Below are 15928 nucleotides of genomic sequence, written 5' to 3'. Positions count from 1 at the left end.
GGCCTGCCCAACTTATATTATTATTTTTGGCCCCAGATGAACTGGAAGTGGTAGCGTCCGGCGCTCAGCAGAAATTCCGGCGACACGGAAGGGCTCCACGAATCATCGCCGCCAATGCCCATATGGAAGCCATCAATATTGAGCCAGGTGCCCGCCTCAGGCTGCAGCAAATGGCGGTGGCTGGTTGCCATCAGTTGCTGCTGGCTAAAGCGGCTGATGTTGAACAGGAAGTCCCCACGCCACTGGTGCGCGCCGTAGTGCAGTTCGCGCGTGCCGCAGCGCAGACCGTTTTCACTTGGGAAAACATACGGGGTGTACATCTCATCAAGCGACAGATCCCAGCGATCAAAACAGGCGGCGCCCAGACGGTCCGGGTAGTTCTCATGTGGACCGAGACCTAACCAGTTCACTCGCTCTGAGATCTGCACTAACTGGCAGCTCAGGCCGATGCGGGCCGGATGCGGCGTACCGCTGGCAACGTCGACATCCACCGTTATCTGCATTTCACCCTTGCCGTCAATGCGGTAGCTTTTTCGGCTGATGAACAGCGTTTCGCCCTGATACTGCCACGCATGTTCAGTGGTGATCAGTACCGCATCGCTCAGCGTATTGGCAGCACAGTGTAGTAACGTTGCTTCAGCCTGATAGTGACCGGCGGCCTTCCAGCGTTCGACCCAGGCGTTCGGGTCGATGCGGGTTGACTCGCTCACGCCGATGTCGTTGTCCAGCGGGGCGCGGGTGAACTGGTCAGTAAGCGGAGTTAACAGTTGGGCTGAATCGCCAATCCAGTACTGTGTCAGCAGGCCAGACTGACGGTCGAATTGCCAGCGCTTGTTGTCGTTCTCAACAGTAAAGACGTTTTCGCTCACATTGAGCTGTGGCGCGGTGCGGGCAGACGGCAGTTGCGTCAGGCTGAGCTTCTCTTGAAGCTTCCATTGCTGCCAGGCGCTGATGTGCCCGGCGTCTGACCACGCGGTTGCCTGAGGTTGTTCTACGCGTACCGTCAGCCACAGCTGACCTGCGGTTTCCGGCATCGGGACATCTGGCAGGGTAATCACCTGGCGACCCTGTGGAGCGATATCCAGAACGATTTCTCCGGCGGCCAGCGGGTTGCCGTCCTGGGCAATAGACCAGTGCAGAACTTCGTTATCGCTGCGGCGGAACAGATATTCGCTGGTCACTTCAATCTGGCGTTTAGCGCCCGGCAGTAACGTGAACTGGAAAAACTGCTGTTCATGTTTGGCCTCGTATAACGCCGGGTGTGGGGTGCGATCGGCGAACACCAGCCCGTTCATGCAAAACTGACGATCGTTAGGTGTGTCGCCAAAATCGCCACCGTAGGCTGACCATGCTTTGCCGTTCTCATCATATTTGGTCAGCGACTGATCCACCCAGTCCCAGACAAATCCGCCCTGCAGGCGCGGATACTGACGGAACGCTTGCCAGTATTTGGCAAAGCCACCGAAACTGTTGCCCATGGCGTGGGCATATTCACAAAGGATCAGCGGACGCTGTTCGCCGGGCATCGACAGCCACTTTTTAATCGACCATTTTGGGACGGCGGGGAAGGGCTGATCCTGATCGACGCGGGCGTACATCGGGCAAATTATATCGGTCGCTGCGGTATTTGCGCCGCCGCCTTCATATTGTACCGGGCGTGACGGGTCTTCTGATTTTATCCAGCGGTAGAGCGCGTCGTGATTGACGCCATGGCCGGATTCATTGCCCAGAGACCAGATGATAATGCTCGGATGGTTGCGATCGCGCTGCACCATGCGCGTGACGCGCTGGCTCATGGCAGGCAACCATGCGGGATCGTCGGTGAGGCGATTCATCGGCACCATGCCGTGGGTTTCAATATTGGCTTCGTCGACGACATACAAGCCGTAGCGATCGCACAGGGTGTACCACAGCGGGTGATTTGGGTAATGGGAGCAGCGCACGGCGTTGAAGTTATTCTGCTTCATCAGGATGATGTCTTGCACCATCGTCGCCTCATCCATCACCTGGCCGTTGATCGGATGGTGCTCATGACGGTTGGTACCGCGAATCAACAGCGGCTTACCATTGAGTAACAGCAGTCCGTTTTCAATGCAAACCTGACGAAAGCCGACGTCACAGGCCTCCGCTTCTATCAGCGCTCCGTCCGCGGTGCGCAACTGCACAACGGCGCGGTACAGATTGGGCGTTTCGGCACTCCATAGAGCCGGTTTTTTGACGTTCAGACACAGAGTCACCCGGTCATGATAAGCACCGCGTTCATCAATAATCTCACTGCCGAGTGGGGAATTCGTTTCGGCTGTGAGCGTTTCCCCCTCCCACAATTGCAGGGCTACGCGTAAATCTTCGCTCGCGTTGCCCGCTACTCTGACTTCCACTGCCAGCGTGGCGCGGCTGAAGTCGTCGTTAAACCGGGTATTAATGCGCAGGTCGCGAATTTGCGTTGTGGGCTTATGCAGCAAAGATACGTCGCGAAAAATACCGCTCATGCGCCACATATCCTGGTCTTCCAGATAGCTGCCATCGCTCCAGCGCAGCACCATCACCGCCAGACGGTTTTCGCCGTGCTGCAGATAATCGCTAAGATCGAATTCAGATGGCAGGCGGCTGTCCTGTCCGTAGCCGACCCAGCGGCCGTTGCACCACAAATGAAATGCGGAGTTCACGCCGTCAAAAATAATGCGCGTCTGACCCTCATCTAACCAGATATCGTCAATATAAAATGTGAGCGAGTAACATCCTGTCGGGTTCTGTGCCGGAACGTACGGAGGGTTAACCGGGATTGGGTAGGTGACGTTGGTATAAATTGGCGCATCGTAACCGTCCATCTGCCAGTTCGAGGGGACGTTGACAGTATCAGCTTGTGGCAGATCGCTTGTCAACCAGCTTTCCGGCACAGCCTCCGGCGCGGCAAACCAGGCAAATTGCCACTGGCCATTCAGCGAGCGTAACTGACTCGAACGCTGATTCGTACGTGCGTCATCTGCTGAACGCCAGCTACAGAACGGTGGATGCGCCTCCAGGCGGTTGAGCTGCGTGACGCCGGGATTTTCCCAGTCACGGCGGGCCAGAACAGCGGAGAGTGAATCTGTGTTCAGGTTCATAACGGTATCCTGTTTGAATTTGTTATACGCTCACAATTTCAATCAAAATACGGATAAGCGATCCCAACTGTAAAGGCTGGGGCGTTCAATGAGTGAACTGACTCACACAATTGTTGTGCGTTCACAATTTGGGTGCGAGCTGAGAAACTTGCCGCGCGAGCTGGATCAATGAATCGGCCAGCGCCTGGGGTGAGGTGGTTTGGGTGTTGGGGGGCAGAACCGTTTTGCGCTTAACCAGGGTGACGGGCAGCAGTTGATTGCCCACGGTTGATTCGCCACGGGGAAGTTGCAGCAGCCTGTCGACGCTGGTTTCACCCAATAACGGAAAATCTTGCCTGATGGTGGTCAGCGGTGGAATGTAGCAGGCGCTGTCTTCGGTATCATCGTAGCCAATCACCGAGATATCTACCGCCACCCGCAGACCGAACTCGCTGATTGCGCGCATCGCGCCCAGCGCCATTTGATCGTTAGCGACCAGCATGGCGGTAGGGAGGTTACCGTTATTCAGCATATGCATCGTTTGCTGAAAACCAGACATCGCACTCCAGTCGCCTTCCAGCTCCACAACGGGTTGTAGCTGGTAATGTTCCAGATACTTGTGCCAGCCCGCACGGCGAAGCCTTGCCGAAACGGAAGTGTGCGGCCCGCTCAGCAGGGCGATACGCTGATGTCCGTACTGCACCAGATGTTCAACGCCGAGGCGCGCGCCGTCGTCATGCGAGAAAATCACGCTTTTAATTGGCGTCAGGTCAGAGACATCGAGAAACAGCACCGGCACAGTACCGCAGGCGGCGGCCACGGCAATGGCGTCTTCTTCATCCAGTGGATAGTTGATGATAAGCCCGGTTACGCGCTGAGAAAGCAGGTTGTGGACCGCGGCTTTACATGCCTCAACGCCGCTGCGCTCGACCATGGCGATCACCACGCTGGCACCGGACTGGTCGGCACGGGATTTTATGGCGGCAACGATTTGTGAGGGGGCATGCAGGGCAAGGTTCGCCGTCACAACGCCAATCAGCGGCGTCTGTTTGCCAGCCAGCTGCTGTGCGACGCGGTTAGGGATGTAATTGAGTTCCGCCATCGCGGCCTCAACTTTTTGTCGGGTTTTTGCGGAAACGTGGCTGGCCTGATTAACGACGCGCGAGACGGTCTGGTAAGAGACACCTGCATGGTCTGCCACATCGTATAGCGTTACCGGTTTCACGTTTATCACCCCTGTCATGACGTTATCTGCGCGCTATGATGCCACAGCGGGATGGTTTTGGGGGATTTACGCATAGGTTCTGCGAGGCGCATTCCAGGGTTGCGGATCGTGTGCTGGAGGATTTATCGTCGTTCTTCTTAACAGAAGAAAAAAGTGAGGACATTGTGAGCGACTCTGCGGCAAATAATATTCTGTCCATCTACCGACGTCATGCGGATGCCTTTGCCAGCCAGCGCTCGCGCACCTTGTTCGAGAAAAGCTGGCTCGATAAATTCATTTCCGTGATGGGCGGGCAGGGCAGCATTGTGGATATTGGCTGCGGCAACGGTCAGCCGATTGCCGGTTATTTTATCCAGCAAGGTTTTCAGCTTACCGGCGTTGATGGTTCCCCGGCGATGCTGGCGCGGGCCCGAAACACTTTTCCCGTACAGCGCTGGCTGGAGCAGGATATGCGCGAACTGGCACTCAATGAGACTTTCGATGGTCTGATCGCCTGGGACAGTTTTTTCCATTTAACTCAGCAGGACCAGCAAAAGATGTTCCCGATTTTTGACCGCCTCAGCCATCCCGGCAGCGCGCTGATGTTTACCAGCGGTACGGACAATGGCATCGCGATGGGGCAATTTGAGGGTGAGCCGCTGTTTCACGCCAGCCTCGCGCCGGACGAATACCGCGCATTGCTGTTAGCGCATGGTTTTGCGGTAGTCGAGGTGGTGATGGAAGACCCGCACTGCGCCGGGCACACCGTCTGGCTGGCGCAAAAAAGAGGCTAATCGCCGCGAAAGGTTTTACGCCATTCAGACGGGCTAACACCAAAGTGGGATTTAAAATGCTGGCGCCAGGTGACGGGCGACTGAAAACCAACCTGTTCTGCAATGCGTTCAACGGGTAACTGGCTGGACTCCAGCAGCGTCTGGCTACGGCGCAGGCGCTCGGCAATCAACCATTCGGCTACGCTTGACCCGGTGGCCTTCATAAAATGACGAGTGAGGGTACGACGGCTCATCATCACTCGCTGCGCCAGCTCGTCGAGATTATGCGGTTCGTGGAGATGCTGGCGCAAATAGTCGAGCAGGGCGTTGATGCGCTGATCCTGGGTATTTTTCGCTACCGGTTGTTCGATAAACTGTGCCTGACCGCCCTCGCGATGTGGCGGTACAATCATCCGTCGGGCAATCTGATTCGCCACCGTGCTGCCAAAACGCTGGCGGATGACGTACAGGCAGCAATCCAGCGCGGCGGCGGTCCCTGCCGAGGTAATAATACCGTCGTCATCCACGTACAGCGCGTTGATATCCAGATGGGCTGCCGGAAAGCGCGCCTGAAAATCTTGTTCGAATTCCCAGTGCGTAGCCGCCCGTTTGCCATCCAGCAGACCAGCATAGCCGAGAACAAACGCGCCCAGACATAACCCAACAATTTGCGCGCCGTTTTGTCGTGCGCGGTTGAGCGCATCAAGCAGGCTTTGTGGTGGTCGATGTGCCGTGGTGCCCCACCAGGGGATCACTACGATGTCGGCGGCCTCCACCGCTTCATAGCCGTAGGCTGCGGTAATGGCGAAGCCATCCTGCGAGGAAACGATGCCCGGCTGTTCGGCGCACAGTTGCACCTCAAAGCGCTTTTTCGCCGCCACTTTGTCACTGAAAATAATGCACGGCACTGAGAAGTGAAACGGGCTGAAATCTTCCACGGCAACAATGGCGACGTTAAGCGGTTGCATACGATTCCTCTGTGGAGTTTAAAACGTCAGGATTTCGCCATCTTCCGGCACGTTAACGAATTGCGCAATCTGGTTGTCGCGGGCGTACTCTTTCAAGGCCGCGCGGGTCAACAGACAGTGATTAATCGCCTCCATGTGGGTCGCCAAAATTTGTGCCTCGGGTAGTACGAAGTGGGTTTTTAGCACATCTTCTGCGCCCATTATAATTGGGCCAAACCCGATAACGTGGGCAAAGCCTGCGTTCAGAATGACCACGCCTGGCTGAAAAGTCCGCATGTTGGTTTCCACCTCGTCGCGCCAGATGGTGTCCCCTACCAGATACAGCGTTTTTTCCGCCGGATGCTGGAAGATAACCCCGCAGGCATCACCCAGACGCTCAGCCATTTGCGGGATGGCGTACGCGCGATCCGAACCGTGCTGGCCGCCGGTTTTACGCAGGGTGATATCACCAAGCGCGGTGTTTTGCGTCAGTACGGTCAGTTGCGTGAAACCTTGTCCCCGCAGTACCTGCGCATCGCGATCGTTTTGCACATAAATCGGTTTGTCTTTCGGCACGACACGAGCCGCTGCTTCATCCCAGTGGTCTTCATGCAGATGGGTCACGATCAGCGCATCAACGTTGAGCAGCGTGTCGATATCGACAGGCAGATCAACGGTCGGGTTGCGGATCTCGGCGCGAGCCGTTCCGGCAAAGCCCGGATAAGTACCTTTATCCGCCAGCATCGGATCAATCAGAAAAGTTTTACCGCCAAAGGCGATGTGCTGCGTGGCGTTACGGATTTGCGTGATGTTCATGATGTTTGCTCCACGTGTTGGATCAGTGGTGTCATCGTAGAGTGTTGTCCAGAAGATGAATGTGGGCAAATGGGCGACTAGCGATGGGATTGGGCCAATAGCGGATTACAGATATCAATTATGTAATTAAAGTAATTTAATATTTCCTTTGTAGCTCGTTATTTAATTCGCAGCCATTATATCGAAATGAATAAGAGTGCTGTTACTTAAATACGGAAAAATTTATTAAATACGAAGTGGTGCCAGAAAACATTATTGATATATGTAATGCATAGTGACCAATAAAACAGATCGCGAACCATGAAATAAGAATGCTATCATTCACATCAGACGCGGCAGGCAACTGCTGGCACACGCATATCCCCCCGGAGCAACTGATGAACAACGACATTCCGCTTAAATATTATGATATTGCCGACGAGTACGCGACCGAGGCCGCAAAGCCGGTGAGCGACACAGAACGTGACGCGCTGGCGCACTACTTCCAGCAGTTGATTACCCGTTTGATGAACAACGAAGAGATCAGCGAAGAAGCGCAGCAGGAGATGGCAACCGTGGCCGGTGTCGACGCTCAGCGTATCGATGATATCGCGGAGTTCCTCAATCGTTGGGGTAACGAGTAGCCAAAGGTATGGCCTGTGTTTTACACTGCGCGCAAATTGAGTAGGTATACTCTACGAGTAATAGGTTTAATCAGGCGGAAACAGCAATGAACGGAACAATCACAACGTGGTTTAAAGATAAAGGCTTTGGATTTATCAAAGATGAAAACGGCGACAATCGCTATTTTCATGTGATTAAGGTTGCTAATCCTGAGCTGATCAAGAAAGACGCGGCGGTGACTTTTGAGCCCACCACCAATAACAAAGGCTTGTCTGCCTACGCGGTAAAAGTCATACCAGACAGCAAGTACATCTATATCGCAGGCGAGCGTCTGAAGCTCACCTCGATCAAGTCATTCCTGGTCTACAGTGAAGAAGTCCCTGTAGAGACCCGTATCGACAAAGAAAATGCAGTGCTGTCTGTCGGCGTGCTGATGAACAGCATCCGACCAAAATCAGACGTGAAGCCTGGTGAAATGCGCACGCTGAAAAAGCTGGCTATCACCACCTTCCAGGGCACGACGCTGATTTTCTCTGAAGATGAAATCGACATTGACGAGACGGTGAAACTGCTTAAGGTCTGAAGCCCTTCAGAGTCAATGAATGCCGAAACGCTGCTCTTTTCAGAGCGGGTTTCGGTTTTTTTATGGGTATTTTTTGTCAGAAGGGAATATCTATTTGAGCCAAATAGCAAACCCCATTCTGGGTATTTATTCTGACGATATTGTCGGATTTATCACGTTATCCATCAGTATGTAACGTGCTTCCTGGCGCGTGTATTGATCAATTAACGGCACAAGTCGTCGGAAATGCTCACTGGCACAATGTTCATCGAGAGCCGCGTGGTTTGGCCATTCTTCGATAAAAATAAAATGACCCGGATCTTTTTCATCAATATAGAGGTCGTAAGCAATACAATGCGGTTCTTTCTTCGTTGCCGATATTAGCTCACGATACAACGGGAGAACGGTTTCAATAAACTCCAGTTTGATGAAATCTTCGGCAATGACCTTTAACACGCAGCCTCCTGGCAGAAAACGAATGCACACTATGTAATGAAGATTTTTTTGGGCAAGACGTCACAAAGTTATATCGGCCGGTTAGTGAATTATGCCAGCTATCAATCAGATGATCCGCATAACTGTGATCTACTTCACCTCCCGGCCACCAAAATCTCCTGCGACTCGACGCCGTCCTCAATCTGTTTCGCCACCTTTTGTAAGGCCGGAAGATGCTTTTCCGCGGCCTGTTCGATGGTCATGGCGCTTGCCATATACACCAGATTCAGGCAGCCGATCACTCGCTGTTCGCTACGGATGGGGACGGCGATAGAAGCGATTTTCTCCTCCTGATCCCAGCCGCGAAAGTTCTGGCCAAAACCGTCTTTTCGCGCCCGGGTTAAAATGGCATTGAGCTTCAGCGGTTCGCGCGCAAGCTGGAACTCTTCTCCTGGTCGGGAGGCCAGCATTTCAATCAGTTCCTGACGTTCATTCTCCGGACAGAATGCCAGCCAGGTCAGGCCGGATGCGGTTTTCAGCAATGGCAAACGACGCCCGACCATCGCCCGGTGAAACGACAGGCGGCTGAAGCGGTGGGTTGTTTCACGTACCACCATCGCGTCCACATCCAGCGTGGAAACGTCGGTCGGCCAGATGACCTCGCGCAGCAAATCCCCCAGCAGCGGGGCGGCGAGTGCGGAAATCCACTGCTCGTCACGAAACCCCTCGCTGAGCTGGCGGACTTTAATGGTTAAGCGAAAGCTGTCATCGGACAGGCTGCGCCGAACGTAACCCTCATCTTGCAGGGTTTCCAGCAGCCGTCTGACCGTGGTGCGATGCAGGCCGCTTAACTCAGCAAGTAAGCCAACACTGGCCCCACCATCGAGCCGGTTTAACATATTTAATAACATTAATCCGCGCGTTAATCCGCGTACGGTTTTGTACTCAGTGCTCTCGTCATTTTTCATATTCATTGACAAATCTACAGGTAAAACAACGTTGTGCACTTAGTGCACATCCAGGCATGTTTTGATTGTAGCGCAAAAACTCACTCCTATACTGACCGCACAACAAAAAATTATTCACATATTTTTAACAAAACAAGTTGCGCCTCACCAGGGTCCGCAATTGCGTTTTGTCCGAGTCGTGAGGTTCTGAAATGACAACAAAAAACCCGGATATCCAACCCGCTGTGCAGCACACCGTGCAGGTGGCGATTGCCGGTGCCGGCCCGGTGGGGCTAATGATGGCCAACTATCTTGGCCAGATGGGCATTGAGGTATTGGTAGTGGAGAAGCTCGACACGCTGATCGACTATCCCCGAGCCATTGGCATTGACGATGAAGCGTTGCGCACCATGCAGTCTGTGGGGCTGGTCGAGCGCGTTTTGCCGCACACCACGCCGTGGCACGCGATGCGCTTTCTCACGCCGAAAGGCCGCTGCTTTGCTGATATCCAGCCGATGACTGACGAATTTGGCTGGTCGCGCCGTAACGCGTTTATTCAGCCACAGGTGGACGCAGTGATGCTGGAAGGGCTGTCGCGTTTTCCCAATGTGCGCTGCCTGTTCTCCCGCGAACTGGAGGCCCTCAGCCAGCAAAACGGCGAAGTGACGCTGAATCTGAAAACGCCGGACGGTCAACGTGAAACGGTGAAGGCCCAGTGGCTGGTGGCCTGCGACGGCGGCGGCAGCAACGTCAGACGCTCGCTGAACGTGCCGTTTGAAGGCAAAACCGCGCCGAATCAGTGGATTGTGGTGGATATCGCCAACGATCCGCTCAGCACACCGCATGTGTATCTGTGCTGCGATCCGGTGCGCCCATACGTCTCCGCCGCGCTGCCGCATGCAGTGCGCCGTTTCGAATTTATGGTGATGCCGGGGGAAACCGAAGCGCAGCTCAGTGAACCGCAGAATATGCGTCAGCTCTTGAGCAAAGTGCTGCCGAACCCGGACAACGTCGAACTGATCCGCCAGCGCGTGTATACCCATAACGCCCGTCTGGCCGAACGTTTTCGCATTGACCGCGTGCTGCTGGCGGGCGATGCGGCGCACATTATGCCGGTCTGGCAGGGGCAGGGGTACAACAGCGGCATGCGCGATGCTTTCAATCTGGCGTGGAAACTGGCGCTGGTCATTAAGGGCAAAGCCGGTGATGAGCTGCTGGATACCTACCAGCAGGAACGCCGCGACCACGCCAAAGCGATGATCGATCTCTCCGTGACCGCTGGCAACGTGCTGGCGCCGCCAAAACGCTGGCACGGCGCGGTGCGCGACGGGGTTTCCTGGCTGCTGAATTATATTCCGCCGGTCAAACGCTACTTCCTCGAAATGCGCTTTAAGCCGATGCCGCAATACCATGTTGGAGCACTGGTGCGTGAGGGTGACGCGAGAACGTCTCCGGTCGGCAAGATGTTTATCCAGCCGAAGGTGACGCTGGAATCGGGCGAAGTGACGCTGCTCGACAACGTTATTGGACCGAATTTCGCGGTGATTGGCTGGGGCTGTAACCCGCTATGGGGCATGAGCGAGTCGCAGATCCAACAGTGGCAGGCGCTGGGGACGCGTTTTATCCAGGTCGTGCCGGATACGCAGATACATACCGATCAGGATAACCACGACGGCGTTACCCGCATTGGTGATACGCAAAACCGCCTGCGCGCGTGGTTTGCCCAACACAACGCCGCGCTGGTGGTAATGCGCCCGGACCGCTTCGTGGCCGCCATCGCCATTCCGCAAACCCTGGGCAGCACCCTGAATAAACTGGCGTCGGTGATGACACTTACCCGCGCTACTGCCGATATTCCTGTTGAAAAGGTTGCCTGATATGCACGCTTATCTTCACTGTCTTTCCCACTCGCCGCTGGTGGGCTATGTCGACCCGGCGCAGACCGTGCTCGACGAGGTTAACGGCGTGATCGCCAGCGCCCGGGCGCGTATTGCGGCGTTCGACCCGGAACTGGTAGTGCTGTTTGCCCCCGATCACTACAACGGTTTTTTCTACGACGTGATGCCGCCGTTCTGCTTAGGCGTGGGAGCTACGGCGATCGGCGATTTCGGCAGCGCAGCGGGAGAACTGCCAGTGCCGACAGATCTCGCTGAAGCCTGCGCCCACGCGGTGATGAAAAGCGGCATTGATCTTGCCGTGTCCTACAACATGCAGGTCGATCACGGCTTCGCGCAGCCGCTGGAGTTTTTGCTCGGCGGTCTGGATAAGGTGCCGGTGCTGCCGGTGTTTATTAACGGCGTCGCCACGCCGCTGCCGGGCTTTCAGCGTACCCGCATGCTCGGTGAAGCGATTGGCCGTTTCGCCAGCTCGCTGAATAAGCGCGTGCTGTTTTTAGGCTCCGGTGGTCTATCGCATCAACCGCCGGTCCCGGAGCTGGCGAAGGCTGATGCCCATATGCGTGACCGCCTGCTCGGCAGCGGCAAACAGTTACCTGAAAACGAGCGCGAGCTGCGCCAGCAGCGGGTGATCAGCGCCGCCGAGAAGTTCGTGGCCGATCAAAACACGCTGCACCCGCTTAACCCCGTCTGGGATAACCGCTTTATGACCCTGCTTGAGCAGGGGCGTTTGCAGGAGTTGGACGCGGTCAGTAACGAAGAGCTGTCCGTGATGGCGGGCAAATCAACGCACGAAGTGAAAACCTGGGTTGCCGCCTTTGCCGCCATTTCTGCCTTTGGTAGTTGGCGCAGCGAAGGTCGTTATTACCGCCCGATCCCGGAGTGGATCGCCGGATTCGGCTCCCTGAGCGCTACCACACAGAACTGAAACAGAACTGAATATGCAGGAGAACATCATGACTTACCAACCGCAAACCGAAGCCGCTACCAGTCGTTTTCTGGAGGTGCAGGAAGCAGGCGAAACACTACGCGTGCATTTCAATGACTGTGGACAGGGCGAAGAGACCGTCGTGCTGCTGCACGGCTCCGGTCCTGGCGCGACGGGCTGGGCAAACTTCAGCCGCAATATTGATCCGCTGGTACAGGCCGGATACCGGGTGATCCTGCTGGATTGTCCAGGCTGGGGCAAAAGCGATGGGATCGTTAACCGCGGTTCGCGATCTGATCTCAACGCTCGCATTCTGAAAAGCGTGGTCGATCAATTGGATATTCAAACAGTCCACCTGCTGGGTAACTCGATGGGCGGTCACAGTGCTGTGGCGTTTACCCTGAGCTGGCCGGAGCGCGTGGGCAAACTGGTGTTAATGGGCGGCGGAACGGGCGGCATGAGTCTGTTTACCCCGATGCCGACCGAAGGTATCAAGCGCCTGAATCAGCTGTACCGCGAGCCGACCATCGAGAACCTGAAGCTGATGATGGAGATCTTTGTCTTCGACACCAGCGACCTGACCGAGGCATTGTTTGAGGCACGCCTGAATAACATGCTGTCGCGTCGCGATCACCTGGAAAACTTTGTCCAGAGTCTGGAGGCCAACCCGAAACAGTTCCCGGATTTCAGCCCGCGTCTGGGTGAAATCAAAGCCCAGACCCTGATTGTCTGGGGACGCAATGACCGCTTTGTGCCGATGGATGCCGGTCTGCGCCTGCTCTCCGGAATTGCCGGTTCTGAGCTGCATATCTACCGCGACTGCGGACACTGGGCGCAGTGGGAGCATGCGGATGCCTTTAACCAACTGGTGCTGAACTTCCTCGCACGCCCTTAAGGAACGGACATGACGAATCATAATCTTGAGCAGTTGGCCGCCGATTTACGTCAGGCTGAAGAAAAAGGGGAAGCTATCGCCCCACTGCGTGAATTGATTGGTGTGGACAACGGCGAAGCGGCCTACGCCATTCAACGCATCAACGTGCAGTATGAAGTGGCGCGCGGGCGTCGCGTGGTCGGGCGCAAAGTAGGGCTGACACACCCGAAAGTGCAGCAGCAGCTTGGCGTCGATCAGCCGGACTTCGGTACGCTGTTTGCCGACATGTGCTACGGCGATAACGACAACATTGCGTTTGAGCGCGTGCTGCAACCGCGTATTGAAGCGGAAATCGCGCTGGTGCTGAACCGCGATCTGCCCAATGCCGACACTACCTTTGACGAGCTGTATAACGCCATCGAGTGGGTGCTACCCGCGCTGGAAGTGGTCGGCAGCCGTATCCGTGACTGGTCAATCAAGTTTGTTGATACCGTGGCGGATAACGCCTCCTGCGGGGTGTATGTGGTCGGCGGCCCGGCACAGCGTCCGGCAGGATTAGATCTGAAAAACTGCGCGATGAAAATGACGCGCAACAACGAAGAGGTTTCCAGCGGACGCGGCAGCGAATGCCTGGGACATCCGATCAACGCCGCCGTCTGGCTGGCGCGCAAAATGGCCAGCCTCGGCGAGCCGCTACGTGCCGGAGATATCATTCTCACCGGGGCGTTAGGCCCGATGGTGGCGGTGAATGCGGGCGATCGTTTCGAGGCCCATATCGATGGTATTGGTTCAGTTGCCGCCACCTTTTCAGCGGCGGTTACAAAAGGAAGTCAGTCATGAGTAAGCGTAAAGTCGCCATTATCGGCTCCGGCAACATCGGTACCGATTTGATGATAAAAATTCTGCGTCACGGCGTACATCTGGAAATGGCGGTGATGGTCGGTATCGATCCAGATTCTGATGGTCTGGCGCGTGCCCGACGCATGGGCGTTGCCACCACCCATGAAGGGGTGACAGGGCTTATCGCCATGCCGGAATTCGCCGACATCGACATTGTTTTTGATGCCACCAGCGCAGGCGCGCATGTGAAGAACGACGCCGCGCTGCGCGCCGTTAAACCAGCGATCCGCCTGATCGACCTGACCCCCGCGGCAATCGGCCCGTACTGCGTGCCTGTGGTGAATCTGGAGGCCAACGTTGATCAGCAGAACGTTAATATGGTGACCTGCGGCGGGCAGGCGACTATCCCGATGGTGGCGGCAGTTTCTCGCGTGGCAAAAGTCCATTACGCCGAAATTATCGCCTCGATCGCCAGTAAATCTGCGGGTCCTGGCACGCGCGCTAATATCGATGAGTTTACCGAAACCACCTCGAAGGCGATTGAAGTGGTTGGCGGGGCGGCAAAAGGTAAAGCGATTATCGTCCTTAACCCGGCCGAGCCGCCGCTGATGATGCGCGACACGGTGTATGTGCTGAGCGAAGCGGCCTCTGAGGTTGAAGTTGAAGCATCGATTAATGAGATGGCGGCGGCGGTGCAGGCGTACGTGCCGGGCTATCGTCTGAAACAGCGTGTCCAGTTTGAAGTCATCCCGCAGGATAAACCGGTCAATCTGCCGGGCATCGGTCAGTTCTTCGGGCTGAAAACCGCGGTGTATCTGGAAGTGGAAGGCGCGGCGCACTATTTACCTGCCTATGCGGGCAACCTCGACATTATGACCTCCAGCGCGCTGGCGACCGCTGAGAAAATGGCGCAGTCCCTCACTCGTCAGGCAGGAGAAGCAGCATGAACGGTAAAAAACTCTATATCTCTGACGTGACCCTGCGCGACGGCATGCACGCCATTCGTCATCAATATTCGCTGGAAAACGTGCGCCAGATTGCCAAAGCGCTGGACGACGCGAGGGTGGATTCCATTGAGGTGGCGCACGGCGACGGTCTGCAGGGTTCCAGTTTTAACTATGGCTTTGGTGCGCACAGCGACCTGGAGTGGATTGAAGCGGCGGCGGACGTGGTCAAGCACGCCAAGATCGCCACGCTGCTGTTGCCGGGCATCGGCACGATTCATGACCTGAAAAATGCGTATCAGGCTGGGGCGCGCGTCGTGCGCGTGGCGACCCACTGCACCGAAGCGGACGTGTCGGCCCAGCATATTCAGTATGCGCGTGAACTGGGCATGGACACCGTCGGCTTTCTGATGATGAGTCATATGACCACGCCGGAAAACCTCGCACAGCAAGCGAAACTGATGGAAAACTACGGTGCGACCTGTATCTATGTGGTCGATTCAGGCGGGGCGATGAACATGTCTGATATCCGTGACCGCTTCCGCGCCCTGAAAGCGGTGCTGAAGCCGGAAACAGAAACCGGGATGCACGCCCACCACAACCTGAGCCTTGGCGTGGCGAACTCGATTGCTGCGGTAGAAGAGGGTTGTGATCGTATCGATGCCAGTCTGGCCGGTATGGGCGCAGGCGCAGGCAACGCGCCGCTGGAGGTATTTATCGCCGCGGCGGATAAGCTTGGCTGGCAGCACGGCACCGATCTGTATGCGCTGATGGACGCCGCCGACGATCTGGTGCGTCCGCTGCAGGACCGCCCGGTGAGGGTGGACCGCGAAACGCTGGCGCTGGGCTATGCCGGCGTGTACTCCAGCTTCCTGCGCCACTGCGAAGTGGCGGCGGCGCGTTATGGCCTGAGCGCGGTAGATATTCTGGTTGAACTGGGCAAACGCCGGATGGTGGGCGGCCAGGAAGATATGATCGTCGACGTGGCGTTGGATCTGCGCAACAGAAAATAAAAATGATTACGCGGCTGGCAACGTATCAGCCGCGATTCACCTGCATCGTGATTTCAGAGGTACA

At 56.0% G+C, this 15928-nt stretch carries 15 protein-coding genes; 9 read left to right on the top strand and 6 right to left on the bottom strand.

Translation table 11 applies throughout. The features are described 5' to 3' along the window. Window positions 1–20: 20 nt before the first annotated feature. Together GFB57_RS22375 and GFB57_RS22370 are read right to left on the bottom strand one after the other, a co-directional pair. On the bottom strand, window positions 21–3104 hold the full coding sequence (locus GFB57_RS22375) for a beta-galactosidase (protein WP_003021337.1): 3084 nt from the start codon (window positions 3102–3104) through the stop codon (window positions 21–23). 121 nt (window positions 3105–3225) lie between these two features. Continuing rightward, window positions 3226–4308: a LacI family DNA-binding transcriptional regulator gene (locus tag GFB57_RS22370; protein WP_003021340.1), complete on the bottom strand. Its 1083-nt coding sequence runs from the start codon at window positions 4306–4308 to the stop codon at window positions 3226–3228. A gap of 110 nt (window positions 4309–4418) precedes the next feature. On the opposite strand from GFB57_RS22370, the gene GFB57_RS22365 reads away from it, so the two are divergent. Continuing rightward, on the top strand, window positions 4419–5081 hold the full coding sequence (locus GFB57_RS22365; RefSeq protein WP_003021343.1) for a class I SAM-dependent methyltransferase: 663 nt from the start codon (window positions 4419–4421) through the stop codon (window positions 5079–5081). On the opposite strand, the gene GFB57_RS22360 is transcribed toward GFB57_RS22365, so the two are convergent. Both GFB57_RS22360 and GFB57_RS22355 read right to left on the bottom strand, forming a co-directional pair. Then, complete coding sequence (locus tag GFB57_RS22360; RefSeq protein ID WP_003021344.1) at window positions 5078–6028, bottom strand: helix-turn-helix domain-containing protein; 951 nt, start codon at window positions 6026–6028, stop codon at window positions 5078–5080. The two genes, GFB57_RS22365 and GFB57_RS22360, sit on opposite strands and share 4 nt — an antisense overlap. A gap of 18 nt (window positions 6029–6046) precedes the next feature. Further along, entirely contained in the window at window positions 6047–6823 is a 777-nt protein-coding gene (locus GFB57_RS22355; RefSeq protein WP_003021347.1) for an MBL fold metallo-hydrolase, read from the bottom strand. A gap of 377 nt (window positions 6824–7200) precedes the next feature. Between GFB57_RS22355 and GFB57_RS22350 the strand changes: the two genes are divergently transcribed. Together GFB57_RS22350 and GFB57_RS22345 are read left to right on the top strand one after the other, a co-directional pair. Further along, window positions 7201–7446, top strand: coding sequence for a YmjA family protein (locus GFB57_RS22350; protein ID WP_003021350.1), 246 nt, complete (start codon window positions 7201–7203; stop codon window positions 7444–7446). A gap of 86 nt (window positions 7447–7532) precedes the next feature. Then, on the top strand, window positions 7533–8009 hold the full coding sequence (locus GFB57_RS22345) for a cold shock domain-containing protein (RefSeq protein WP_003021353.1): 477 nt from the start codon (window positions 7533–7535) through the stop codon (window positions 8007–8009). A gap of 126 nt (window positions 8010–8135) precedes the next feature. Here the strand turns inward: GFB57_RS22345 and GFB57_RS22340 are convergent, their stop codons facing one another. Beyond that, window positions 8136–8444, bottom strand: a complete 309-nt coding sequence (locus GFB57_RS22340; RefSeq protein ID WP_003021356.1) for a putative quinol monooxygenase — start codon at window positions 8442–8444, stop codon at window positions 8136–8138. 134 nt (window positions 8445–8578) lie between these two features. Then, window positions 8579–9391, bottom strand: coding sequence for a DNA-binding transcriptional regulator (locus GFB57_RS22335; RefSeq protein ID WP_003838640.1), 813 nt, complete (start codon window positions 9389–9391; stop codon window positions 8579–8581). 191 nt (window positions 9392–9582) lie between these two features. Between GFB57_RS22335 and GFB57_RS22330 the strand changes: the two genes are divergently transcribed. The 6 genes from GFB57_RS22330 to mhpE are packed head-to-tail and all read left to right on the top strand — an operon-like array spanning window position 9583 to window position 15864. Further along, the gene (locus tag GFB57_RS22330) at window positions 9583–11247 is read left to right on the top strand and encodes a bifunctional 3-(3-hydroxy-phenyl)propionate/3-hydroxycinnamic acid hydroxylase (protein ID WP_003021363.1); all 1665 of its coding nucleotides are present in this window, start codon (window positions 9583–9585) and stop codon (window positions 11245–11247) included. Between the two features lies 1 nt (window position 11248). Next, window positions 11249–12193 (top strand): 2,3-dihydroxyphenylpropionate/2,3-dihydroxicinnamic acid 1,2-dioxygenase, encoded by a 945-nt coding sequence (gene mhpB / locus GFB57_RS22325; RefSeq protein ID WP_003021366.1) that lies wholly within the window; start codon window positions 11249–11251, stop codon window positions 12191–12193. 28 nt (window positions 12194–12221) lie between these two features. After that, window positions 12222–13088, top strand: a complete 867-nt coding sequence (gene mhpC / locus GFB57_RS22320) for a 2-hydroxy-6-oxonona-2,4-dienedioate hydrolase (RefSeq protein ID WP_016149676.1) — start codon at window positions 12222–12224, stop codon at window positions 13086–13088. 9 nt (window positions 13089–13097) lie between these two features. Beyond that, window positions 13098–13907: a 2-keto-4-pentenoate hydratase gene (mhpD, locus tag GFB57_RS22315; protein WP_086503754.1), complete on the top strand. Its 810-nt coding sequence runs from the start codon at window positions 13098–13100 to the stop codon at window positions 13905–13907. Beyond that, entirely contained in the window at window positions 13904–14854 is a 951-nt protein-coding gene (gene mhpF, locus GFB57_RS22310; RefSeq protein ID WP_003021377.1) for an acetaldehyde dehydrogenase, read from the top strand. Before mhpD ends, mhpF begins: the two co-directional genes overlap by 4 nt. Continuing rightward, the gene (mhpE, locus tag GFB57_RS22305) at window positions 14851–15864 is read left to right on the top strand and encodes a 4-hydroxy-2-oxovalerate aldolase (RefSeq protein ID WP_003021379.1); all 1014 of its coding nucleotides are present in this window, start codon (window positions 14851–14853) and stop codon (window positions 15862–15864) included. Before mhpF ends, mhpE begins: the two co-directional genes overlap by 4 nt. Window positions 15865–15928 lie beyond the last annotated feature (64 nt).

Origin of the sequence: Citrobacter sp. S39, from assembly GCF_009495675.1 — a bacterium.
Taxonomy (GTDB): Bacteria; Pseudomonadota; Gammaproteobacteria; order Enterobacterales; family Enterobacteriaceae; genus Citrobacter; species Citrobacter freundii.
Note: the sequence above shows the minus strand (reverse complement) of the source record. Positions and strands in the feature narration are given on the sequence as shown.